This is a genomic window from Microcella sp., assembly GCF_033763155.1.
In the GTDB taxonomy this organism is placed as follows: Bacteria; Actinomycetota; Actinomycetes; order Actinomycetales; family Microbacteriaceae; genus Microcella.
Map to the genome: position 1 here is coordinate 1 of NZ_JANRKZ010000111.1, position 4,472 is coordinate 4,472.

5 protein-coding genes are annotated in these 4,472 nt (G+C 68.3%); 2 read left to right on the forward strand and 3 right to left on the reverse strand.

Features of this window, described 5'->3' with window-relative positions; genetic code table 11:
- A partial coding sequence (locus SFU54_RS05020; protein WP_319015202.1) for an ABC-F family ATP-binding cassette domain-containing protein occupies positions 1–942 on the reverse strand: 942 nt, incomplete at its 3' end.
- A gap of 53 nt (positions 943–995) precedes the next feature.
- Between SFU54_RS05020 and SFU54_RS05025 the strand changes: the two genes are divergently transcribed.
- Complete coding sequence (locus SFU54_RS05025; RefSeq protein WP_319015203.1) at positions 996–1,565, forward strand: signal peptidase II; 570 nt, start codon at positions 996–998, stop codon at positions 1,563–1,565.
- Here SFU54_RS05025 and SFU54_RS05030 read toward each other — a convergent pair.
- A complete protein-coding gene (locus SFU54_RS05030; RefSeq protein ID WP_319015204.1) occupies positions 1,495–2,430 on the reverse strand; it encodes a 4-(cytidine 5'-diphospho)-2-C-methyl-D-erythritol kinase in 936 nt (311 codons plus the stop codon). The two genes, SFU54_RS05025 and SFU54_RS05030, sit on opposite strands and share 71 nt — an antisense overlap.
- A gap of 41 nt (positions 2,431–2,471) precedes the next feature.
- Between SFU54_RS05030 and rlmC the strand changes: the two genes are divergently transcribed.
- Positions 2,472–3,614, forward strand: a complete 1,143-nt coding sequence (gene rlmC, locus SFU54_RS05035) for a 23S rRNA (uracil(747)-C(5))-methyltransferase RlmC (protein WP_319015205.1) — start codon at positions 2,472–2,474, stop codon at positions 3,612–3,614.
- Between the two features lie 30 nt (positions 3,615–3,644).
- Here the strand turns inward: rlmC and rsmA are convergent.
- Positions 3,645–4,472: 16S rRNA (adenine(1518)-N(6)/adenine(1519)-N(6))-dimethyltransferase RsmA (rsmA, locus tag SFU54_RS05040; protein WP_319015206.1), on the reverse strand; the 828-nt coding region annotated here is incomplete at its 5' end.

The following is a 4,472-nucleotide window of genomic DNA, read 5'->3' on the forward strand; positions in this document are numbered from 1 at the left end:
GCGCTCACCCGGAGCAATGCGCCACTCGACGTCGTGCAGAATCTCGCGGTCGCCGTAGGTGACCGAGACGTCGAGCAGGTCGATGACGTCTTTGCCGAGGCGGGCGGTGGCCATCTGCGAGAGCTCGACGCTGTTGCGCAATGGCGGCACGTCGTCGATGAGAGCGTTGGCGGCCTCGATGCGAAACTTCGGCTTGGCGGTGCGCGCGGGAGCACCGCGCCGCAACCACGCGAGCTCTTTCTTCATGAGGTTCTGCCGCTTGGCCTCCATCGTGGCCGCTTGGCGGTCACGCTCGAGTCGCTGCAGCACGTAGGCGGCATAGCCGCCCTCGAAGGGCTCGACGATGCGGTCGTGCACCTCCCAGGTGTCGTTGCTGACCTCGTCGAGAAACCACCGATCGTGCGTCACGACGAGCAGCGCACCCGCACCCGGCGACCAGCGCCGCTTGAGGTGACCCGCGAGCCAGTGCACTCCCCCGATGTCGAGGTGGTTGGTGGGCTCATCGAGCACCACGATGTCCCACTCGCGGCTGAGCAGCGCGGCGAGAGCCACCCGACGACGCTGGCCTCCGCTCAAGTCGTCGACGAGAGTGTGACCGGGTATGTCGAAGATCAACCCGGCAAGAACATCCCGAACATTGCGATCGCCGGCCCACTCGTGCTCGGGCCGATCGCCCACGATGGTCTCGAGCACGGTCTTGCCCGTGGCCAATTCGTCGGCCTGATCGAGCATGCCGAGCGTGACTCCCCCGCGGCGCGTGACGCGGCCGCCGTCGGGCTCTTGCTTGCCGGCCAATATGCGCAGCAGCGTCGACTTGCCGTCGCCATTGCGGCCGACGACGCCGATGCGGTCACCGTCGCCGATGCCGACCGTCACCCCATCGAGCACGACGCGGGTGGGATATTCGACGCGAAGGGCTTCTGCCCCCAAGAGATGTGCCACCCGTCGAGACTACGGCGCGCGGGCGAGGTGCCCCGACCGGGTAGAATAGGGGGATGCACGAGCACACGGCCCACCATCACGCGATCGAGACCCGACCGGTGCGGAAGGTGTTGCCCTTCACGCTGCTGTGGGCTGCCGCAATCATCCTGTTCGACCAGGGCACTAAGTTCTGGGCCGAAGCAACGCTCGAACTGGGCGTTCCCGTGCCCGTGATTGGCGAGGCCATTCAGTGGCGCCTTGTCTACAACCCGGGCGCAGCGTTTGGCATCGGCGCTGAATACACCTGGATTCTCACGATCGTGGCCGCTCTCGCCGTCGTGGGCATTGCCATCTTTGTCTCGCGCATCTCGAGTGTGCCGTGGGCCATCGCAGCGGGTGCACTGCTCGGCGGCGCGATTAGTCACCTCGGAGACCGCCTCTTTCGCGAACCCGGATTCGCACGCGGCGAGATTGTCGACTTCATCGACTACTTCGGTTTCTTCGTCGGAAACGTGGCCGACATCGCCCTCGTCGGCGGAGCGATGGCGATGGTGCTGCTGAGCCTCTTGGGTCTCAGCCTGAAATCACGCGAGCGCCGTGAACCGGCCCCGTCGCCCGAAGAACCGTCAACCGAGACGCACTAAGCGCTACTTGCAGGTCGATCGCCGAATCGTGATCGGCCGCCAAGAAGGCGACCGTGGGGCCTGAACCCGACACCAGACCCGCGAGAGCGCCCTGCAATTCGCCGAGCTCGATCGTTGCCGCAAGAGTGGGCTGCAAGTGCAGCGCGGGAGCCTGCAAGTCGTTGTAGAGATACTCGGCCAACTGGTGGGCATCGCCCGCGCGCAGCGCCTGCAAGACTTCGACGTCGACCATGGGCTGCTCGGGGGCGGGTGCGATGTCGTGCACGTTCCGCTCGCGGTGCCGGTCGAGCTCGGCATAGACCTGGGGTGTGCTGAGTCCGTCGTCGGCGAGCGCGAGCACCCAGTGAAAGGTGCCTTGCGCGAGAGCGGGCGAGAGCCGGTCGCCACGACCCGTGCCCACGGCCGTGCCGCCCATGAGCGCGAACGGCACGTCCGCGCCCAGCTGGGCAGCCAAATCGTGCAAGACCTCGCGGCCTACGTTGGTGCCCCACAGGTGGTCACACGCCACGAGGGTGGCCGCGGCATCCGCCGACCCGCCGCCCATGCCGCCCGCAATCGGAACGTGCTTCTCGATCTCGAGGGCGACACCCCCGCGGTAATCGGCGACGCGGGCAAGAAGGCGCGCGGCCCTGATGGCGAGGTTCGAGCCGTCGGTGGCGAGGCCGCTCGTGTCGATGGGGCCACTGAAGCGCACCGAGAAGTCGTCGGCGGGGCGCGCGTAAACCTCTTCGAAGAGCGAGATGGCCTGGTAGGCCGTCGCGACCTCGTGGTAGCCATCGTCGAGCAGCGAGCCGACCTTCATGAACACGTTGATCTTGCCGGGCGCCCGCACATGCACCACTCGGTCTGCTGCCCCCGTGCTCATGGCTCCACCCTAAGCCAGCGCGCCGCTAGCCTGGGCCCACCATGCAGTGCGACTACTTCGACGCCGGGCTCTGCCGCTCGTGCACGCTCATGGGTCAGCCCTACGCCCAGCAGCTCACCGAAAAAGAGGCGCTCGCCCGGCGGCTGCTGACACCGTTCGGGGCGGATGTGCACTGGCTCGCGCCCGGCGCAAGCGCCGAGAGAGGCTTTCGCGCCAAGGCCAAAATGGTCGTCGGCCGCACCGTCGCCGCGCCGACCCTGGGCATTCTCGACGGGGCAGGGCACGGGGTCGATCTTCGGCACTGCGGCATCATCGCGCCGGGCATCCTCGCGGCTTTTCCGGCCCTCATTGAGGCGATCACGCGGGCGGGGCTCGACCCCTACGACGTTCCGTCGCGCACGGGCGAGCTCAAGCACCTCATCGTGACCGAAGCTCCGAGCGGCGCGCTCATGGTGCGGTTCGTCGTGCGGTCTGAGGGGTCGGTTGCCCGAGTACGGGCGGTGCTGCCGTGGCTGCGGGATGTCCTTCCGCACGTGCGCGTCGTCACCGCGAACATCCACCCCGAGCACAAGGCCGTGCTCGAAGGCGAGGTCGAACACGTGCTCACCGAGGAGGCCGTGCTGCCCTTCGCGGTCAACGACCTCGAGCTGCAGGTACGGCCTCAGAGCTTTGTGCAGACCAATACGGCGATCGCCGCCGCGCTCTACGCGCAAGCGCGCGAGTGGGTCGACGAGCTCGACCCGGCCTCGGTGTGGGATTTGTATTGCGGGGTGGGCGGCTTTGCGCTCCAGACCGCGTCGTCAGCACGGGAGGTGGTCGGAGTCGAGGCCGCGCCCGACGCCGTAGCGAGTGCCGAACTGGCCCGCGACGCGCGGTACCCGGCCGAGAGTGACCGGCAGCGCATCCGTTTCATCGCGGCCGACGCCACGGCGTTCGCCCTCGCGGCAACCGAGGTGCCCGAGCTCGTCATCGTCAACCCACCGCGACGCGGGCTCGGCAACGAACTCGCCGAGTGGCTACAGGCGCGGGGGCCGCGGCACGTGATCTACAGCAGCTGCAACGCCGAATCGCTCGCGCGCGATCTCGCCGCCATGCCGGCATACCGATTGCGGCGGGCGCGCGTGCTCGACATGTTTCCGCAGTCGACGCACTTCGAGGTCATCACGCTGCTCGAGCGCACCTGACACGGGTCACAGCGGCGACGGATGCTGCGCTCACGCCGGCGCAGCCCGAGCAAGCCGCAAAAACTCGGGCAGCCCGAGCATCTCGCCCCGCGCGGTCGGGTCGAGCCCCGCAGCCTCGAGCGCGGTGGTCGCCGCGGCGGACGAGCCGAAGAGTTCGGCGAGCGCTTGCCGCAACATCTTGCGACGCTGCCCGAACGCGGCGTCGACGAGCTCGCCCATGCGCACTCGCTCAGCCTCGGTTCCGGGCATCTCGTGCCGCGTCATGCCCACGAGCACCGAGTCGACGTTCGGCACGGGCCAGAACACCTGCCTGCTCACCTGGCCCTCGACTCGCCAGCGCCCGTACCAGGCGGCCTTGATCGACGGACCGCCATAGACCTTCGAACCGGGCTCAGCCGCGAGTCGGTGCCCGACCTCGGCCTGCACCATGACGAGCACACGACGAATCCCGGGCTCGAGAGACAGCAAGTGCAGCAGCACGGGCACCGAGATGTTGTAGGGCAAGTTGGCGACGAGAGCAGTGGGGCGCTGATTGCCCGGTGCATCGGGCACCGACGGCACGCGCAGCGCGTCGGCGGTGACCACGGCGAGCGCGGCCTCGGGCTGCAGCTGGGCGACCGTCAGGGGCAGCTGGGTGGCGAGGCGAGCATCCACTTCGATGGCGACGACCGGATGCCCGGCCTCGAGCAATCCGAGCGTCAACGACCCAAGCCCCGGGCCGACCTCGAGCACGGGCTCGGCGGGCAGCAGCGCCGCGGTCTGCACGATGCGGCGCACGGTGTTGGCGTCGTGCACAAAGTTTTGGCCCAGCTTCTTGGTGGGCATGACGTCGAGCAGTGCCGCGAGGTCGCGCACTTC